This window comes from Bacteroides sp. AF39-11AC (assembly GCF_003474285.1).
Taxonomy (GTDB): domain Bacteria; phylum Bacteroidota; class Bacteroidia; order Bacteroidales; family Bacteroidaceae; genus Bacteroides.
Window position 1 is genome coordinate 12,947 of sequence record NZ_QROH01000006.1, and the last position, 17,441, is coordinate 30,387.

The following is a 17,441-nucleotide window of genomic DNA, read 5'->3' on the forward strand; positions in this document are numbered from 1 at the left end:
TCCTTTTCATTGGTAAAAGACCAAAGTGTTTTTGGCCAATTCTTGGAATTCATAGTCTTTTCTGTATATTTGCGCCCGCATTTGCTTATGTATCACTTATATATAATTGTCCCTATAATCAGAATTTACTAAACTAGGTAGAGTTTATGGAGAAAATAAACGCAGTAATTACAGGAGTCGGAGGATATGTACCCGATTATATCCTAACCAATGATGAGATTTCCAAAATGGTCGATACCACCGATGAATGGATTATGGGGCGTATAGGCATAAAGGAAAGACGTATTTTGCATGAAGAGGGGCTGGGAACTTCGTATATGGCCCGCAAAGCTGCCAAGCAGTTAATGCAGCGTACGAAATCTCAACCGGATGAAATAGACCTGGTGATTGTTGCTACTACCACTCCTGACTATCGCCTGCCTTCTACAGCCTCCATCTTGTGTGAGCGACTGGGATTGAAACGTGCTTTTGCTTTTGATGTGCAGGCGGTTTGCAGCGGTTTCCTGTATGCACTGGAGACGGGAGCAAACTTTATTCGCTCGGGAAACTACAAGAAGATTATTGTGGTAGGGGCTGAGAAAATGTCTTCAATCATAGATTATACCGATCGTGCCACTTGTCCCATTTTCGGTGATGGTGCGGCAGCCTTCATGCTGGAACCTACTACAGAAGATTTGGGTGTAATGGATTCAGTGCTGAGAACGGATGGTAAGGGACTGCCTTTCCTGCATATTAAGGCGGGAGGTTCTGTATGTACTCCTTCGTATTATACACTGGATAATCACATGCATTACATCTATCAGGAAGGACGTACGGTTTTCAAATATGCTGTGGCCAATATGGCTAATGCTTGTGAGGCTGTCATTGAAAGAAATCATTTAAGTAAAGATGATATTAGTTGGGTAATTCCCCACCAGGCCAACCAGCGCATTATCACTGCTGTGACGCAGCGCCTGGAGATTCCAGCCGAGAAAGTGATGGTCAATATCGAACGTTATGGGAATACGAGTGCCGCCACACTTCCGCTTTGTATCTGGGATTTTGAAGATAAGCTAAAGAAAGGTGATAACCTCATCTTTACAGCATTTGGGGCAGGGTTTGCCTGGGGTGCTATTTACGTAAAGTGGGGATATGACGGAAAAAAGGAATAGTAACTGTTTCTTTTTTTGAGTACCATATCTATTGAAGTTATTATAAAATATTATCTTTGTGGGGAATCATTGCATGACAACACATTGTTAACCATATAATAACTTAAAAAACAACCAACGTATGAATCATGAACTATCAATGAGCGCCAACCTGTTGGTGGCTGCTCTTCAAAAACCGGCTTCCGAATTTACGAAAGCAGACATTATTTCTTATATCAAGGAGAACGATATCCGCATGGTGAACTTCATGTATCCTGCAGCAGACGGGCGGCTGAAAACATTGAATTTTGTCATTAACGACGCTGCTTACCTTGATGCCATACTGACTTGTGGTGAACGTGTAGACGGATCAAGCCTTTTCCCATTTATTGAAGCGGGCAGTAGCGACTTGTATGTAGTGCCGCGTTTTTGTACAGCCTTTATCGATCCTTTTGCTGAAACCACAACACTTTCCATGCTTTGCTCTTACTTCAATAAAGATGGCGAACTATTGGAAAGCTCACCGGAATATACGTTGCGTAAAGCTTGCAAAGCCTTTACTGATGTAACCGGAATGGAATTCCAGGCTATGGGCGAATTGGAATATTATGTGATATCAGAAGATAGCGGCCTGTTCCCTGCTACTGATCAACGTGGCTATCATGAATCTGCTCCTTATGCCAAGTTCAATGACTTCCGTACCGACTGTATGCTGCATATTGCAAAGGCGGGCGGACAGATTAAATACGGGCATTCCGAAGTAGGTAATTTCACGCTCGACGGTAAAATCTATGAGCAGAATGAAATTGAATTCCTGCCGGTGCGTGCCGATCTGGCTGCCGATCAGTTGATGATTGCGAAATGGGTTATCCGTAACTTGGCTTATCAATATGGATATGACATTACGTTTGCACCGAAAATTACAGCCGGAAAGGCCGGTTCAGGATTGCATATCCATATGCGTATCATGAAAGACGGTCAAAACCAGATGCTGAAAGACGGTGTACTCTCCGAAACTGCCCGCAAGGCTATTGCGGGAATGATGGAACTTGCACCTTCCATTACGGCTTTCGGCAATACGAATCCTACTTCTTATTTCCGTTTGGTTCCGCATCAGGAAGCTCCGACAAATATCTGTTGGGGAGATCGTAACCGGTCTGTATTGGTACGTGTTCCGCTGGGATGGTCGGCAAAGACCGATATGTGTATGCTGGCTAATCCGTTGGAAGCTCCCAGCCACTATGACACTACGCAGAAACAAACCGTGGAAATGCGTTCTCCGGACGGTTCTGCCGATTTGTACCAACTGATAGCCGGACTGGCCGTAGCATGTCGTCATGGTTTTGAAATTGAAAATGCTTTGGAGATTGCGGAAAAGACCTATGTGAATGTGAATATTCATAAGAAAGAAAATGAGGATAAACTGAAACAATTGGCTCAACTTCCTGATAGCTGTGCCGCTTCTGCCGATTGCCTGGAAAAACAACGTGCTATTTTCGAACAGTACCATGTATTCAGCCCTGCAATGGTCGATGGAATTATCAGTAAATTGCGGTCCTATGAAGACCGTACGTTACGCAGTGAAGTGCATGACAATCAGGAGGAAATGCTGAAACTTGTCAATAAGTACTTCCATTGCGGATAAAGTGTAACTTGTATCTGTAGATAGAAGAATAGAACAGGGAGGTTCGGATGTAGAAGTCCGGATCTCCCTGTTTTCTTATGCTGAGATATCTTCTAATAAGATTCTAATATTGTTCTAATCGTTTTCTAACGGCTCCCTGCGGACTTGTCCGCTATTTTTGTGCCCGAAAATTGGTTCTAACTATATTAAACTTAGTATGATGAAGAAGAGAATTTTGCCAATGTTGCTGCTGGGTGGTGCGTTGCTTTTTGCGGCATGCGGACAGAGTACGGAACAGGAACAGAAGAGTGGTTATCGCATAAAGGGGGATACAGTCTATGTAGCAGACCACGTTTTGAATGAGAAAATAAAAGTATCGGAAGCCCGGCTCGAACCTTATTCCAAAGAAGTTATAACCTCCGGCATCGTGCGACCTATTCCTACCCGCTATGCCTATATTGCCCCTCCGTTTGCAGGTCGGGTGCTGAAGTCGTATATACGGATAGGGCAAACCGTGCGACAAGGCACTCCTCTGTTCGAAATCAGTTCACCGGATTTTACGACTGCACAGAAAGAATATTTTCAGGCTCTTTCATCGAGGGAACTTGCCAGAAAAGATTTGAAGCGTAAGGAAGATCTAATAAAGAATGGAGTCAGTTCGCAAAAGGAACTGGAAGAGGCGCAGAATGCTTTGCTGGTAGCCGATAAAGAGTTTGAGAATGCTTCCGCCGCATTGAAGGTGTATCAAGTGGATGATCCGGAGGAGATGATTCTGGGACAGCCGCTTATCGTTCGTTCGCCTATTTCGGGAGAAGTGATAGAGAATAATATTGTGACGGGGCAGTACCTGAAAGATGATACTGAATCTATAGCCATCGTTGCCGACTTGTCGAGTGTGTGGATTGCTGCGCAGGTGAAAGAGAAAGATATTCGGTTTATCGCTTCGGGCAGTAGTTTGGACATTGAAGTAGCGGCATTGCCCGGCACTACTATTAAAGGAAATATCTATCATGTGGAAGAGGCGGTAGATGCGGAGACGAGGTCTATCCAAGTGCTTTCTGTCTGTGATAATTCACAAGGACTTCTTAAATTGGGGATGTACACTACCGTGCATTTTCTCAGTCCGGTTATGGAGCAGGTTCAGATACCTGAAAAGGCTTTGTTGCAGGGAGAGAAGGACAGCTACGTGTACGTCCGGCAGGCTCCGGAAGTTTTTGTGCGGAGGCCGGTGGAAGTGGAGGTCATCAGAGATGGGGTAGCAGTCATAAACAGAGGCCTGCAGCCGGGAGATGAAATTATCAGTGAAGGAGGATACTACTTAAAATAGGAAATCATGAAGAAGGAAATAATGCTTTCGGTTATACAGAAAAGATGGGTGATGCTTTGTCTGTTTGCCATGTTGTGCGTATTCGGATACTACTCGTGGAAACAACTTTCGATAGAAGCATATCCCGATATTGCAGATGTGACCTCACAGGTTGTTACCCAAGTTCCCGGTCTGGCAGCTGAGGAAGTGGAACAGCAGATTACCATACCACTGGAACGTGCCATTAACGGCTTGCCCGGTATGCATGTTATGCGCAGTAAAAGCACTTTCGGACTATCCATGATTACCATTGTTTTTCAAGATGGGGTGGAAGACTACTGGAGCCGCCAGCGTGTACAGGAAAGACTGAACGAAGTGGAACTGCCTTATGGCGCGGTTCCGGGACTCGACCCGTTGACATCGCCTATAGGAGAGGTATATCGCTATATCATTGAGAGTGACCGGCATTCGCTGCGTGAATTGACCGACTTGCAGAATTGGGTCATCATCCCCCGCATCAAGGAAGTGCCTGGAGTGGCCGATGTCACCAACTTCGGGGGAATAACCACTCAGTTCCAGGTAGAAGTAGATCCGCATAAGTTGGAGCAATACAATTTATCTCTTACTCAGGTTATCGAAGCAATCGAGAATAATAATGCCAATGTGGGAGGCAGTGTGTTGAATCGTGGTGATCTGGGCTATGTGGTGCGTGGTATCGGACTGATAGAGAACTTGGACGATTTGGGTCATATCGTAGTCAGTACTACCTCCGGAGTGCCTGTATTTCTCAGTGATATAGGCTCCTTGAAATATGGAAATCTGGAAAGAAAAGGCGTATTGGGCTATACAGACCGTATGCGCAACTATTCTGAAAGTCTGGAAGGAATTGTGCTTTTGTTGAAACATGAGAATCCATCACAGGTACTTGCAGGTATTCATGCGGCAGTGGATGAACTGAATCACGAGATGCTTCCGGAAGGAGTGCATATACATACTTTTCTGGATCGCACCAGTCTGGTAGATACTACGTTGAGTACAGTTTCTCATACCCTGTTGATGGGAATGGCTTTGGTCATCGTAGTGCTCATTCTGTTTCTTGGAAACTGGCGTGGGGCATTGCTGGTGTCTGTCACGATACCTGTCTCCCTCCTTATAGCTTTCATTCTGATGCATCTTACGGATATTCCGGCTAATCTGCTTTCGCTCGGTGCCATTGACTTTGGTATTATCGTAGACGGTGCTATTGTCATGCTGGAAACCATTCTCAAGAAACGTGAAGATCATCCTGAAAACTGCCTGGAAGAGAAAAGCATAGCTCGGCGTACCAAGGAAGTGGGGCGTCCCATTCTATTCTCCACGATTGTGATTATTACGGCTTACCTGCCGCTGTTTGCTTTTGAACGTGTGGAGCGGAAGCTTTTCACACCGATGGCATTCACGATGAGTTATGCCATGATAGGAGCACTTCTGGTTGCACTTTTACTGATTCCGGGACTGGCTTATGCCATCTATCGCAAGCCGCGCAAGCTTTATAGGAACCGCTGGCTGGAGAAGTTGAAAGAGAAATATGCAAGTGTAGTAGCGAAAGTCATTGATGCTCCTCTGAAGGCGATTATACCATCGGTTGTATTTCTGGTAGCGGGCATCGTCCTCAGTATTACGGTTGGTAAAGACTTCCTTCCGGAGTTGGACGAAGGCTCCATCTGGCTGCAAGTCAATCTGCCGCCCGGCATTTCGGTGGAAAAGTCGAGAGAGTTTTCCGATACCTTGCGTGCCCGTACGATGAAGTATCCCGAAGTAACCTATATTATGGTGCAGGCGGGGCGCAATGACGATGGAACCGATCCATTCACCCCTTCGCATTTTGAAGTTTCCATCGGCGTCAAACCCTATGGTGAATGGCCCAAGGGAAAGACCAAAAACGACCTGATTCAGGAACTGGAAAAGGAGTATGCGACTCTTCCCGGCTTTAAAGTCGGCTTCAGTCAGCCTATGATAGACGGAGTGATGGATAAGATAGCCGGTGCGCATAGCGAGCTGGTGGTGAAGGTGTATGGAGAGGATTTCCGTGAGACACGTCGTCTTGCGGAAGATATAACCCAAGTGTTGGGAACAGTGAAAGGTGCCGTTGATCTTGACATCGACCAAGAACCTCCGTTGCCTCAACTGCAGATTATTATGGATCGTAGTGCCATTGCCCGTTACGGTCTGAAGGTTTCGGATGTAGCTGATTTGATAGAAGTTGCCATTGGTGGTAAAGCCGTAGCCCAGTTGTACCAAGGCGATAGGCAGTACGACATTACCTGCAAATATAAAGAAGATGCACGTGATACTCCCGAAAAGATAGCCGGACTTATGCTGACTTCTTCTACCGGTGCCAGGATTCCGCTTTCGCAAGTTGCCGATATCCGGCTGAGCATTGGTGAAAGTACCATTACCCGGGAGATGAACAGGCGCCATCTGACGGTAAAGCTGAATCTTCGCGGGCGCGATCTGTCGTCTTTCCTGAGTGAGGCACAGAAGGCAATCAGTGAAAAGGTGGATTATGACAAAAGTAAATATACCGTCAAGTGGGGAGGGGCTTTTGAAAATCAGCGACGAGCTTATACCCGACTGGCGGTCATTATTCCCTTGACGTTGATGTGCATGTTCATTCTGCTTTATGCAACGTTCGGAAAGTTCCGGCAGGCAGGTTTGGTACTGCTTATTGTACCTCTGGCACTCTTTGGAGGTATGCTTGCCCTCAACGTGCGCGGCATGACGCTGAATGTATCGTCGGCCGTTGGCTTTATAGCTATGTTCGGGCTTTCCATACAGAACGGTATCATCATGGTGTCACAAATCAACGGGTTGCGCAGGACGGGAATGGAACTTCGCCAATCTGTGGTGGAAGGGGCGCGGCAACGTTTTCGTCCTATTCTGATGACTTCCGTCACCACCATACTTGGATTGTTTCCTGCTTCGATGGCAACCGGAATCGGTAGCGATGTACAGCGCCCGTTGGCAACGGTCATCGTATATGGGTTGATGTTTGCGACACTTGTCTCCATGTTTGTGCTTCCGGTGTTTTATTACTTAGTTGAAAACCGTGTTTTTATTAAAAAGAAGAATGATGAAAATGAACTTACGATATAGAGTTTTACTCATACTGCTGGTGTCAGGAATGACATGTATTCCGTCTTTTGCTCAAGTCCGTGAGTATCCGCAGCAGGATATTTCTTTTACGGAATATCTGAATCGGGTAGGGAAGAGTAATCTGGGATATCTGGCAGAGAGATTAAATGTCAGCATAGCTGATGCGGAAACGGTTGCGCAGAAGGTGCTTCCCGATCCGGAACTGGAGTTTGAAGCGGGTAGTGATAACTTTTCATTGGGGCTTTCCTATTCTCTTGAATTGGGTAACAAGCGTGGAAACCGTATTCGGCTTGCACGCAGCCGGGCAGAACTTGAAAAACTGTTGCTGGAGCAAGGCTTTCAGGATTTGAGAGCGGATGCCGCCGATCTTTTCTTCGAAGCCATCCTTCAGCGAGAGCTGCTTGGCGTACAGAACCGTTCATATCAATATATGTTGCAACTCAGCCAGTCGGACAGTCTGCGCTATGCTGCCGGTGAGATTACCGAAAACGATGCCCGCCAGTCAAAGCTCGAAGCCATGACTTTGCTGAATGCCGTTTACACTCAGGAGGCGGCTTATCAATCAGCTTTGGTGATGCTCAACCGGCGCATGGGGGCTACGGCTGATACATTGAATATCCCATTGGGCAATTGGGAGGAATTAAGCAGGGATTTTGCGTTGGCAGAGTTGATAAAGGTGGGATTGGACAATCGCATAGACCTGCTTGTAGCACAGAAGGGCACAGAAGTCAGTGCCCGTGAGTACAAGCTGACAAGAGCTGAACGTCGTCCCGATATAGCCCTTTCCGCATCTTATGAAAGAGATTGGCATGGATTTTTTCCTCCGGTCCGTTCTGCCATTGGCGGAGTATCGGTTCCTCTGAAATTTTCGAATGTGAATAAGGGAGCGATAAAGGCGGCTAAACTTCGCATAACTCAGTCGGAAGTTAGGGAGCGGGATATGGAATTGCAGATACAGGCGGAGATTCACCAGGCTTGGTACAACTATGAGGCGGAGAAAAAGAAAGTATTTCAATATAGAGCCGGCGTACTCGAAGATTCCCGCAAGGTGCTCGACGGAATGGTCTACAAGTACAAGAGGGGAGAAACGAACATTCTGGATGTGCTGGTTGCCCAGCGCACCTACAATGAGGTGCAGCAGGGATATCTGGAGACGATGAAGGGATATGCTGCTTCATTGGTAGAGCTTGAGAGGGCTTGTGGTATATGGGATCTATGTTTTTGAATTATATCAAGAGTAGAGCGGGGATCCATTCTTTTGGACATATCCCCGCTCCGTTTTTTATATAAAGTTTTTGTGTTTCTGTTTTTACTTAATATACACTTGCCGATTGAATAACTATCTTTTCTAACAGCCCCTGCATTTTCCCTATAACCGGTTCTTTATCAAGACCGTATTCTGCACCCATCACTTTCATTTGCGGGAAAGTAGCCCATACACTACCGTTCTTGTCTTCCCAGACAGATATCTTCAGTGGTAATTCAATGGAGATGCTGGGATTCTCTTGCATTAATTGGGTTCCTACCTTGGGTGAACCGAAAACGATAACTTGGTTCGGACGGAGTTCAAGACCTACCTCTTCAGCATTTTTGCCATGGTCGAATTTTGCAAATACAGGTATCCCCATAGTCTTCAGAGTCTGTTCGATGTGGGCCATTGTTTCTGCTACGCTGAACTGGCTTTCGTAAGTATAGAGCAGGTTATCATTGGTACCTGTTCCCATCTTGTTGCTATCGAAGGCAGCAGCAATTTTGCGTCCCAGATTTGTCAGGTCAACCCTTTCTTTGTTGGCAAGCAGAGTTACGCATACCAATTCCGATGCATCCGTAAAGCGGCTCAGGAAAGCTGAATGTCCCGATACGTTTCCTTTTATATCCATCAGACCTTTGTGGTTGTAGAACTGCCAGCCGGCTATCGCAGGAATAATCTTTCCATTTGCCAGTTGGGTAGGTTTATAGATCATTTCTCGGTTTTCCGGTTTAGCTATCAGTACACCTCCGGCGAGGCCGATGTCCCAATGACTGACATTTTCGGCAGATGCCCATATATCAGAAAAACCTTTCATTGAGGAGGAGCTGATAGCAGGGGCGGCAACTAACTTTCCATCCTTTTCTATATATCCCGTAGTCGTCTCTGACGGGTTGATGTAGTCTTTATCTTTCTTGAAAATCTGGTGTACATTGGCAGTCGTTGTAACATCTTCTTGTTTTACTCTGGCTAAATCCTCTCTGAAATAGGTCTGTTGCAGACCGAGGTAATCTATCTGATACTTCTTCACAAAGTTGTGATACGACATCTTGCTTACTTTCTCAATAATAGAAGTCAGCAACAGAAAGTTTGTAGCACTCTGCTTTACGTCTGTACCCGGTTCAAAAGCCAGTGGAATAGCTTCTACCGTTTTTATCAGTTGTTCGGGCTGATAATCGGCAGATACATTGAAGCCCTTTTGCGAACGGTAGTCGGCAATGCCCGAACTATGTTGCATCAGCTGGAGGATGCTGATATTTTTCCAGTTCTCCGGAATATCCTTAAGATACTTGCCAATAGTATCGTTCAGGTCCAGTTTATCTTTTTCATATAACTGCATGATGGCTACTGCCGTGAAGCCTTGTGAAATAGGGCCGATAGGCCAAAGTGTTTTTGCAGCTGCCAGATTCCCTTTCTCAAAATCTGTTACTCCGTAGCCCACTACGCGCGGAATGTAAGGTGCTTGCACAATGGCGAGCGTCATGCCCGGTATGCCCTGTTCTTCCATGAACTCATAAATCATTTGGTCGATAGTCTTTCCCTGATAGGCTACATGCACATTGCCTCTGCCTTCCTGCGGCAGTTGATTTTCATACTTCTTCATAATTGTTCCTCCGTTTTGTGCTAAAATCGTTCCCGAAATCAGCAAACCTGCTAATGTTATTAATTTCTGTTTCATACTGTTTTCCGTTAGAGTTTTATTCTTATTTTCTGATGTTGCAAAGGTAGGCGGTTCCGTTGGGGTGGGGGATAACGATATCACATGTATAGTTTGCAATTATTCCCGATTTCAGTGAATCGCTGCTTTTTCATGAAAGAATAGTGGTTCAGGTAAAACAATATTTCTAAAAGAGTTTGCTTTTCCAGTTGATTTTAATAGATTTGTTGTTTACTGAATAATCAAAGAATACACCATGTCCGAAATTGCTAACTATTTCCTTTATAGAAATGCCGAGGGCGAAACCGGTTTATCCGCTAACACCATTGACGACCTGAATCTGGACGATTTGTTTGCCGAGATCGATTATTGTCATTCCAGCATAGGCAGGCAATACTTGTATTATCTTCTGCTATCCGATAAAACCTCTGGCATGGAAAAGCAGGAAGCCCTTCTGTCTTCATTGACAACTCATGCGGAATTGCGTACTCTTTTGAGTAATGCATTGAAGGAATTGGATAAGCCGGATGCTTATTCCATTGTATCCATTCTGGAAAACGACAACACAGGGATTGGTGCTAAGGAGATGGTTCTTATTAATATATGCCGGTTTCTGCCTTTGTTGTTTCTGGCTTTGATGCTGATCACTCATTCGGGAGTGTTTCTTACTTTATTTGTCTTTTCATTTGTGGCGAATGCGGTGTTGCACTATCGTAATAAGGCGAAAATCCAGAGATACTTTTTCTCCATACCTCAGCTTCTGAAGATGATAAGACAGGCGGGAAAGCTGGCGCAGAATAAGGAGTTTGTCTCTGTAGATCCTTCTATCACGACTGACTTGAAAGCTGTGGAAGGTCTGAAGAAGTATATTTCTTATTTCCGTTTCAATATCAGTCTCGATAACGACATGGCTATTATGCTTTATGTGGTAGCGGAATTAATCCGGGTATTTTTTCTCCACGAGGCGTATGCGGTAGGCAGAACTTTTCATCTGTTGAAAGAGAAGGCGACGGTTATCCACAATGTTTACCGCTTTATCGGTTTTCTGGATTCTATTTTGTCTGTTGCCATCTTGAGGGAGGAGTTGCCTTATTACTGCTTGCCGGGAGATAACAAGGCAGGGGAGCGATTGCGTACACAGGCTGTGTATCATCCTCTGATAGAAAACTGTATTCCGAACGATATGGTACTGCATGAGAAGTCGGCATTGATAACCGGTTCGAATATGGCGGGTAAGACCTGTTTCATGCGTACGATAGGAGTGAATCTGTTAGCAGCGAAAGCACTTCATACCTGTTTTGCAGAAGTATTTGAGATAAATACCCGGATTTCTCTTCTATCTTCCATCCATCAGGGAGACAACTTGATGGAAAATAAGAGTTACTTTATGCAGGAAGTGATGACTATCAAGGATTTTGTAAATGAAAGCAGTCATGGAAATCACCTCTTCCTGCTCGATGAATTGTTCAGAGGAACCAATACCAAGGAACGGATAGCGATTTCGAAAGCTGTGCTTTCCTGGCTGGTGAAAAGTGATAATCTGGTATTTGTATCTACGCACGATTTGGAACTGGCCGATATGCTGGAAGAAGAATACGAATTATACTATTTCAGCGAGTCGGTGAAAGACGGTATTCTGTCTTTCGATTACAAGCTGAAACGTGGAGTTGCGACCGAGCATAATGCAATTAAGATATTGGAAATCTGCGATTATCCAGCTTCATTGGTAAGTGAGGCCCATTCAATCACGAGCATATAATGAAAAAACAGAGAGATTGTGGGCATGATACCCCGCCTCCCTCTGTTTTTACGGTAATGAGCAGATTGATTACTTCTTAGCTTCATCAGCCATAGAGTGAACTTTACCTTTGATGTCATTGGCTTTTTCTGCGATGACAGAAGTTTCATTCGCTACTTTGTCAGCTACTTTTTCTCCGGCATACAATGCCTTTTCTTTAGCAGATTCGATCAGGCATTCGGTATGTCCTTCAATTCTGTGCAGGGCATCGAATACTTCTGCTTTCATTTTTTTTGCTCTTGCACTGCGGGCAAAGCCGTAAGCCAGTGCTCCTAAGATTGAACCTACTCCCAGGCCAATCAAAAAGTGAGAATCTTTACATGTCATAATTAAACAGGTTTAATGGTTAAAAACTAAATTAATGTTCTATTTTGGTCAGAGAACAGAGTGCGCAAGGCATTAGTTCAACGGGTAGGGAAAGAATTACTACTATTTCACAATTTATGAGAATCAGGAGTTGAATTAACTCTTTCTTGTAGGGTTATGAACTAAATGATAAATAATCTTTTAGACGCGGATGACACGGATGACGCGGGTCTTTTTTTTTTCCACTTTTATAGCGCAGCCTTTTAAATCCGCGTTATCCGTGTCATCCGCGTCTAAAAAATAATATACCGAATGGCGCTAATCACTTATCACCAAACACTAATCACTTTTATTCCTTTCTTTCCTGTTATGGGTAAAACGATGATATAGTATAATAAACGTCCTATAAATGAGTGGTAAATATTTATAAAGTAAGATGTCTTTGAGATCAGTCGTATATATAGGGTATCTCAGTATGATACTTAGGGTACCTCAGTCATATACTGAGATACTATCGTTATAATATATCTGATAATCAGTTGTTTATGAAATGTTTTTTTTAATGTTGATAAATTGTGACAAATGCCCTGTTTAGAATGATGAATTATTTCCTTTTATATCGATATAAATCAAATTCAATACCAGATTCGTATCATTTATAAATATTCTCTTGTCGGATTCCTTTAGCTTTATCTTTGGCACTCATAAACATTACTACTGCACGTACGTTCTGTGGTACAAGCAGTTTTAAATCACGTAATTAAAATCAATGCTTTATGAATGTAGAAAGAAAAAATGCGAAGAGTGACTTGCGGCTTTACATGGCGGAAGTTATCAGGATGCTGAAGCGGGAAGGAAAGTTTCCGGCAATGCATGTTTATGCTTGCACACTGCGTTCCTATGAGAAGTTTCATGCAGCGGAGAAGCATCCGGAAATTGCTACAACCTCTCTGTCCATGCAGGAGATCTTCACTCCGAAGCGCCTGAAAGAGTATGAGGAGTGGCTGGCCGGACAACATTCCAGTCCGAACACTATCTCTACTTACATGCGTACATTGCAGGCGGTGTACAATCGCTGGATGTCACCGGGTACAGAGGGGTACAATCCGGTGCTGTTCAAGGATGTTTATACGAAGGTAGAGTCGCGCACCAAGCGGGCGCTGACGGCAGAACAGATGGAGCGACTCAGAAATACAGATTTCAGTATGCTGACATTGCATCAGCAACAGGTGCTTACCTACTTCTTGCTGATGTTCATGTTGCGCGGCATGCCGTTCATCGACCTGGCACACTTGCGGAAGTCGGATTTGAGAAATAGACGCATCACTTACCATCGGCATAAGACGGGGAAACTGATGGTGGTGGATGTGCCGCCCGATGCGATGAGGCTGTTGCAGAAGTACAGGGACAAGACGGATTCGGAGTATCTGTTCCCGCTTCTGCATGGAGGACTGTTCATGGAGGAACATCACCACCGCTATCAGGAAACATTGCGACATTTTAACCGGGAGTTGGCGCGGTTGATGAAACTGTTATTGCCCGGTGTTTCCGTAAGTTCGTACACCGCACGCCATACATGGGCTACACTTGCTTATCATAGTGGTGTACCTGTGGGACTGATAAGCCAGTCGTTGGGGCACTCGTCCATTCGGGTGACGATGACTTATCTGAAACCTTTTGATGCGGAGGTGATAGACAGAATAAACAGGCAAGTGATTTCCTTGGTGAAGAAAAGTAAAAAGAAGAAAGATGGCAGATTTAATATGCTGTATGGTACTTCGTTGAGGTGAAATTACTTGCATAGTAACGGCAAACTACCATTTGATACAGGTCGGAAAAGGGTTTTCGGACGGCATCATTTTATGGTAAAAAGAAGTTTTCCTGATAATAAGGTACACAAAGAAGCATTCCACTTTCAAAGGATAAAGCGGAAACACAATTCCTTTTGCCTGCTGAGGTAAAGAATCGGAAACTGTATGTATCAGGGACTAATCTTAATGTTGTTTTTGCTGTCCGATATAAGATTTATTCATATTTTGTTAGGGTTTGTTTGCTTTTCTGTCAAAAAAGACGCAACTTTGCATTTGTTATTTGCCGTTACTATGCAAGTAATTCCAACAAACGCATTAATTATACAGTTTATGAAGAATATAGAACTGCCCATCAAAAGAGGAGACCGCGTGTGGGTGAAGATTTGCAATGAGCGAAATGGCTCATACACTTCGCGTATGGCAGAGGTGATATCTATATTGCAAATGTATGTTTCCGGAGCAGATGTGCCGTATGTAGCATTGCGTTATCTGGACGACCGCAGCTATGGATGTATTCCTTATGAACAAATCACCGAAGTATGCGACGAGTCCTTCTCTGAATAACAGATTTTTTGATTGATGATAGTTTTATCTGAATAATGACACTATAGTTTTGTTGATACTAATAGCCCTGCTTTCTTCATCCGCCAGTATCGTCTGACAAAGAAGAAAAGCAGGGCCTTCTTTTACAACCAACTCGAAAATCTCTTGATATACCAATTCTTTACCAGTTGAGTCAGTACGCAATAGGAAAGCAGAATACCCACCAGCCACGGGAAGTAACTCAATGGAAGCGCTTGCAAACCGATGGATGCTCCGAAAGATGTGAACGGTATGGCAATTCCTATAATCATCACTAAAGAAGTCATACCGATTACGGGCCATGTGGCACGGCTCTGTATGAACGGAATTTTCCGCGTACGTATCATGTGTACAATCAGGGTTTGCGAAAGCAGTCCCTCGATGAACCATCCCGACTGGAACAAGGATTGGTGTTCCGTATTGTTGCATCCGAACACATGCCACATTACCAGATAAGTGACAATATCGAATATGGAACTGATCGGACCGATATAAATCATGAAACGTTTCAGGTCAGATGCATCCCATCTGCGTGGCTTCCTCAGAAATTCCGGGTCCATACGGTCGAACGGAATTGTTGTTTGCGAAATGTCATACAGCAAATTCTGGATGAGCAGATGGATCGGCATCATTGGCAGGAACGGCAGGAATGCACTGGCAAACATGACGCTGAACATATTACCAAAGTTTGAACTTGCCGTCATCTTGATGTACTTATTGATATTCCCGAAAGTTTTCCGGCCTTCCAGTACCCCGTCTTCCAGTACCATCAGATCTTTTTCCAGCAGGATGATATCGGCACTTTCCTTGGCGATGTCCACTGCGGAATCTACCGAAATGCCGATGTCCGATTGCCGTAAGGCTGCAGCGTCATTGATGCCGTCTCCCAGAAATCCTACGGTATTGTCCTGTTCCTGTAAGATGGAAATAATCTGTGTCTTTTGCAGAGGCGTCAATTTGGAAAAGCAGGTGGTAGTCTTTACCTGTTCTTTCAAAATGGCCTCATCCATATTCTCAATGTCCGGTCCGGTCAATGAATAGCTTGTGTCGATACCGACTTGCCGACCTATGGCTTTCACTACAATGTCATTGTCCCCCGATAAGATTTTAACTTCCACACCATATTCGTGCAGTTGCTTAATGGCTTCTGCCGCAGAGGGTTTCGGGGGATCGAGAAAAGCCAGGAAACCAATCAGAACCATTTCTTTCTCATCGCCTACGGAGAAATTGCCCGCCTTTTCTATATAGCTTTTCTGAGCAACGGCCAGTACTCTCATCCCTTTCCGGTTCATTTCTTCGCTGATCTTTTGAGCTTTGACCTTCAGCTCATCCGCCAGAGCCTGTACTTCTCCATTGAATTCCGTGTGCGAACAGATACTGAGCATCTCTTCCACAGCTCCTTTGGTGATGATTTGTCGTTTTCCCTGTTTGTCTTCTATCACTACGGACATTCTCCGGCGGATGAAATCGAACGGTATCTCGTCCACTTTGGTGTAAGCATCCTTCAGATGTTCCAGCTTTAGTTCCTTTACATGTGAGAGGATGGCTTTGTCCATCAGATTCTTTAATCCGGTTTGGAAATAGCTGTTGAAGTAAGCGTGACGCAATATCCGCTTGCTTTCGTCATTGCTGCCATCTGCATTGATATATTTTTCCAGAACAATCTTGTCGCATGTCAGCGTACCCGTTTTGTCGGTGCAGAGAATATTCATCGCACCGAAGTTCTGGATGGCATTCAGATTCTTGACAATCGTTTTCTTCTTCGACATGGACAGAGCACCTTTAGAGAGATTGGCAGTTACAATCATCGGAAGCATTTCGGGCGTGAGTCCCACGGCTACCGAAATGGCGAAGATAAAAGCCTCGAACCAATCCCCCTTCGTAAACCCGTTGATGAAGAAGACGAATGGAACCATGACCAACATAAAGCGAATGAGCAGCAGACTTACTTTACTGATTCCTCTGTCAAAAGCGGTAGTAGCACGGTGTCCTGTGAGGTTGCGGGCGATAGTACCGAGGAAAGTCCTGTTGCCGGTTTCAAACACAATGCCTTTGGCTGCGCCACTGATAACGGTGGAACCCATGTAGCAGATGTTATCCAGTTCCACGATACTGCCTTTCCGGTATTGTTTTTCCTTTACTTCCGGAAACTTCTCTATCGGTTCCGACTCTCCGGTCAGGGAAGCCTGGCTGATGAACAAGTCCTTTGATTCGATGATACGCATGTCTGCCGGAATCATGTCTCCGGCTGCCAAGAAGACGATGTCTCCCGGAACCAATTCCGTGATATCCAGTTCTTCTTCACCGCTTCCGGCACGCTTCACGAGACAGGTGTTCTTCACCATTTTCATCAGCGAATCTGTGGCTTCGTTGGCTCTCCATTCCTGCCAGAAACGCAGGATGGCACTGCACACTACCATGACGGCGATGATGACGACTCCCGTCCATTCCTGTTCTCCCGGCTCTGCCATGAGTACGTCGATGATGAGTGATATGATTGCCAATCCGGTCAGTACTCCTATGAACGGATTGATGAAAGTCTTGATGAATACGATGAACGGATTCTTCTTTTGTTCGTGAACCACTTCGTTCTTTCCATACGTAAGCCGGCGGTCTTCAACTTCTGCCCTTGTCAACCCGAGCCTTGTCGTTTGCAGGTATGAGTAAACGGATTTTGCCGGTTGTGTGGCAGTCAGGAATACTTTCTCGGAGTTGAATGCATACTGAGGCTGTTGTAACTTTTTCTTCCACTTCATAATCTCTTTCCTTTTTTGAAGTTACTAATTGCGTTTCTATTTCACGACGCAAAAGTAAGAACGGCTTCGTGGGGAAGCCGTTAGAGA

At 44.8% G+C, this 17,441-nt stretch carries 11 protein-coding genes; 8 read left to right on the forward strand and 3 right to left on the reverse strand.

Translation table 11 applies throughout. The features are described from left to right. Positions 1 to 146: 146 nt before the first annotated feature. The 5 genes from DW036_RS13820 (at position 147) to DW036_RS13840 (ending at position 8,420) form a co-directional block, all read left to right on the forward strand. The gene (locus DW036_RS13820; RefSeq protein WP_118464912.1) at positions 147 to 1,151 is read left to right on the forward strand and encodes a beta-ketoacyl-ACP synthase III; all 1,005 of its coding nucleotides are present in this window, start codon (positions 147 to 149) and stop codon (positions 1,149 to 1,151) included. Between the two features lie 121 nt (positions 1,152 to 1,272). Beyond that, a complete protein-coding gene (locus DW036_RS13825) occupies positions 1,273 to 2,775 on the forward strand; it encodes a glutamine synthetase family protein (RefSeq protein WP_118464913.1) in 1,503 nt (500 codons plus the stop codon). A gap of 196 nt (positions 2,776 to 2,971) precedes the next feature. Continuing rightward, positions 2,972 to 4,081, forward strand: a complete 1,110-nt coding sequence (locus tag DW036_RS13830; RefSeq protein ID WP_118464914.1) for an efflux RND transporter periplasmic adaptor subunit — start codon at positions 2,972 to 2,974, stop codon at positions 4,079 to 4,081. A gap of 6 nt (positions 4,082 to 4,087) precedes the next feature. Then, a complete protein-coding gene (locus tag DW036_RS13835) occupies positions 4,088 to 7,195 on the forward strand; it encodes an efflux RND transporter permease subunit (protein ID WP_118464915.1) in 3,108 nt (1,035 codons plus the stop codon). Then, the gene (locus DW036_RS13840) at positions 7,173 to 8,420 is read left to right on the forward strand and encodes a TolC family protein (protein ID WP_118465224.1); all 1,248 of its coding nucleotides are present in this window, start codon (positions 7,173 to 7,175) and stop codon (positions 8,418 to 8,420) included. Before DW036_RS13835 ends, DW036_RS13840 begins: the two co-directional genes overlap by 23 nt. Before the next feature lie 88 nt (positions 8,421 to 8,508). On the opposite strand, the gene DW036_RS13845 is transcribed toward DW036_RS13840, so the two are convergent. After that, on the reverse strand, positions 8,509 to 10,122 hold the full coding sequence (locus DW036_RS13845; protein ID WP_118464916.1) for a serine hydrolase: 1,614 nt from the start codon (positions 10,120 to 10,122) through the stop codon (positions 8,509 to 8,511). A gap of 235 nt (positions 10,123 to 10,357) precedes the next feature. On the opposite strand from DW036_RS13845, the gene DW036_RS13850 reads away from it, so the two are divergent. Further along, complete coding sequence (locus DW036_RS13850; protein WP_118464917.1) at positions 10,358 to 11,860, forward strand: hypothetical protein; 1,503 nt, start codon at positions 10,358 to 10,360, stop codon at positions 11,858 to 11,860. A 69-nt stretch (positions 11,861 to 11,929) separates the two neighbouring features. Here DW036_RS13850 and DW036_RS13855 read toward each other — a convergent pair whose 3' ends face one another. Beyond that, a complete protein-coding gene (locus DW036_RS13855; protein ID WP_118464918.1) occupies positions 11,930 to 12,226 on the reverse strand; it encodes a YtxH domain-containing protein in 297 nt (98 codons plus the stop codon). 755 nt (positions 12,227 to 12,981) lie between these two features. Between DW036_RS13855 and DW036_RS13860 the strand changes: the two genes are divergently transcribed. Continuing rightward, positions 12,982 to 13,995 carry a site-specific integrase gene (locus tag DW036_RS13860; protein ID WP_118464919.1) on the forward strand — a complete coding sequence of 338 codons (1,014 nt, stop codon included), beginning with the start codon at positions 12,982 to 12,984 and terminating at the stop codon, positions 13,993 to 13,995. A gap of 351 nt (positions 13,996 to 14,346) precedes the next feature. After that, on the forward strand, positions 14,347 to 14,580 hold the full coding sequence (locus DW036_RS13865) for a hypothetical protein (RefSeq protein ID WP_233560443.1): 234 nt from the start codon (positions 14,347 to 14,349) through the stop codon (positions 14,578 to 14,580). Positions 14,581 to 14,702: 122 nt separating this feature from the next. On the opposite strand, the gene mgtA is transcribed toward DW036_RS13865, so the two are convergent. Beyond that, positions 14,703 to 17,354 (reverse strand): magnesium-translocating P-type ATPase, encoded by a 2,652-nt coding sequence (gene mgtA, locus DW036_RS13870; protein WP_118464920.1) that lies wholly within the window; start codon positions 17,352 to 17,354, stop codon positions 14,703 to 14,705. Positions 17,355 to 17,441 lie beyond the last annotated feature (87 nt).

What these genes read in the sequence shown, in the direction of transcription:
- DW036_RS13835 (WP_118464915.1), top strand. Translation starts at nt 4,088, where the DNA reads ATGAAGAAGGAAATAATGCTTTCGGTTATACAGAAAAGATGGGTGATG.
- DW036_RS13825 (WP_118464913.1), top strand. Translation starts at nt 1,273, where the DNA reads ATGAATCATGAACTATCAATGAGCGCCAACCTGTTGGTGGCTGCTCTT.
- mgtA (WP_118464920.1), bottom strand. Translation starts at nt 17,354, where the DNA reads ATGAAGTGGAAGAAAAAGTTACAACAGCCTCAGTATGCATTCAACTCC.
- DW036_RS13845 (WP_118464916.1), bottom strand. Translation starts at nt 10,122, where the DNA reads ATGAAACAGAAATTAATAACATTAGCAGGTTTGCTGATTTCGGGAACG.
- DW036_RS13850 (WP_118464917.1), top strand. Translation starts at nt 10,358, where the DNA reads ATGTCCGAAATTGCTAACTATTTCCTTTATAGAAATGCCGAGGGCGAA.
- DW036_RS13855 (WP_118464918.1), bottom strand. Translation starts at nt 12,226, where the DNA reads ATGACATGTAAAGATTCTCACTTTTTGATTGGCCTGGGAGTAGGTTCA.
- DW036_RS13865 (WP_233560443.1), top strand. Translation starts at nt 14,347, where the DNA reads ATGAAGAATATAGAACTGCCCATCAAAAGAGGAGACCGCGTGTGGGTG.
- DW036_RS13840 (WP_118465224.1), top strand. Translation starts at nt 7,173, where the DNA reads ATGAAAATGAACTTACGATATAGAGTTTTACTCATACTGCTGGTGTCA.
- DW036_RS13830 (WP_118464914.1), top strand. Translation starts at nt 2,972, where the DNA reads ATGATGAAGAAGAGAATTTTGCCAATGTTGCTGCTGGGTGGTGCGTTG.
- DW036_RS13860 (WP_118464919.1), top strand. Translation starts at nt 12,982, where the DNA reads ATGAATGTAGAAAGAAAAAATGCGAAGAGTGACTTGCGGCTTTACATG.
- DW036_RS13820 (WP_118464912.1), top strand. Translation starts at nt 147, where the DNA reads ATGGAGAAAATAAACGCAGTAATTACAGGAGTCGGAGGATATGTACCC.